Source organism: Psychrobacter sp. CCUG 69069, assembly GCF_021023115.1.
GTDB classification, from domain to species: Bacteria; Pseudomonadota; Gammaproteobacteria; order Pseudomonadales; family Moraxellaceae; genus Psychrobacter; species Psychrobacter namhaensis.
The window spans coordinates 1-1,571 of the sequence record NZ_QQAI01000038.1 but is presented as its reverse complement, the minus strand read 5'-3'; the positions used below and the strand labels follow the sequence as shown (position 1 = coordinate 1,571).

The window sequence follows — 1,571 nt, the reverse complement described above, 5'->3', positions numbered from 1 at the left end:
TATGACAAGAGCGCATTTGCTGCGGGACACCGTAACGCTCTTTAAATAAAGATAAATCTGTAACGTCTTGCGCAGTTGCGCTTAGACCATGACCTTCGGCATAGCCTACCCATTCTTTGCAGCAGCCGCAGTTGGCATCTTTATAAACTGTGGCTGAGACGTTTTTGAGTAATGATGACGAGCTGTTAACGGGAGCATTTGTAGGAGCAGAACTTTCATTTTGTACTTGTGCATTCTGGGTAGCAGACTGTTCAACCTTTACTGGTTGAGAATCAGAGCCACTGGTATTAGATTGGCTGCAAGCGGCTAGCGTTAACGAGAGTGACGATGTCACCACCAATAAAAGGACACGACTGGATAACCAGCTATGTCCATTAGAAAGCACATGTGTGTAATGTCTCATTAAATTACTCCTAAACGTCTATTATTATGCTCGATATTCTAAAAACTTACACCCTATATTTAATTCTTATGTACTTAACTAAAAACATTAAATGCAGCACTGTTCAGTACTGCATTATTAATATAATAGCGACAACCGTGAGTTAGGAGGCTTTCATATCTAGAAAGTATTAATGCTGCATTCCAGATTCATCATCCGACATATTCATATCACCGTCAAATGACATGTCCATCATATCGCCATCTATCCTAGTGGTTAGCATCGTGTACTGAGCTTCATCTAATTCAGGTAACGATCTGATAAAAGCAACCATTGCCCACATTCTAGCGTCATCATGGGACGCGCCCCACGTAGGCATTCCAGATGCCATAATACCGTGCTTGATTGCCCAAAAGCCTTGCTTTGCACCGTCTTCTGTTTGATAACGTTTGACAATATCAGCCTTGGTAAAGTTGGGCGGCTTTGGATATAAGCCCTCACTAAAGTCAGTTTGTGCCACTCCCGGAGACAAGTGACAGCCTGCACACATATCCTTATAGTCCGCGCCCCCAGAAATGATATCGACCTTCTCTAAGTCTGGTACCACAATATCTTTACTGGCATTTGCTATGGAACGATTGCGAGCGGTTTCCAAAAAGCTAAACATCATTGGGCTATGCTCTTGGTCAGCTCCCACATTGACAACACCACTAGTAACAACCGCAAACACGCCAACGATTGCCACAAATACGGTAAAGAGCGCACCCAATAAAAATTTCATATGTTTTCCTAAAACTTTATTTTCGTTAAGTGTTGACTGCTATTTAGCAGAGCTAAAATTTTTAAGATTTACTGTCGTTAGTAACACAGTTTTTTTGGTACATTTGCTTCATTTTACCCATGTTAGCCATCATTGCTTTCATAGCAGGATCTTTCATATCCATCTTGCTATGATCCATTTTTTGCATCATTTGCATATTCTTTTCCAACTTTTCACAGTTCATTTGATCTTTTTTAGCATGCAATTTTGGATCATGCGCCATAGCTGAGGTCGATACGACAAGAGCGACGGCAGTGGCTACGATTGCTTTAGGTAAAGACTTTGATTTAAAGAGTGACATGGTTAATCCTTAATTGATTTAGTTGAGGGTACATAAAGCTTTAGGATATTAATTCAGTCTAAAGCATA

General features: G+C 40.7%; 2 protein-coding genes and 1 pseudogene. All 3 read right to left on the bottom strand.

The features are described 5' to 3' along the window. Positions 1 to 403: pseudogene (locus DVY93_RS12360) on the bottom strand (DUF411 domain-containing protein); the annotation flags it as partial. 169 nt (positions 404 to 572) lie between these two features. After that, positions 573 to 1,163, bottom strand: coding sequence for a c-type cytochrome (locus tag DVY93_RS12355; RefSeq protein WP_068037353.1), 591 nt, complete (start codon positions 1,161 to 1,163; stop codon positions 573 to 575). Positions 1,164 to 1,224: 61 nt separating this feature from the next. Next, the gene (locus tag DVY93_RS12350; RefSeq protein ID WP_201573839.1) at positions 1,225 to 1,503 is read right to left on the bottom strand and encodes a hypothetical protein; all 279 of its coding nucleotides are present in this window, start codon (positions 1,501 to 1,503) and stop codon (positions 1,225 to 1,227) included. Positions 1,504 to 1,571: the final 68 nt, after the last annotated feature.

Coding starts and splice junctions, on each gene's coding strand:
- DVY93_RS12355 (WP_068037353.1), bottom strand. CDS start 1,163: ATGAAATTTTTATTGGGTGCGCTCTTTACCGTATTTGTGGCAATCGTT.
- DVY93_RS12350 (WP_201573839.1), bottom strand. CDS start 1,503: ATGTCACTCTTTAAATCAAAGTCTTTACCTAAAGCAATCGTAGCCACT.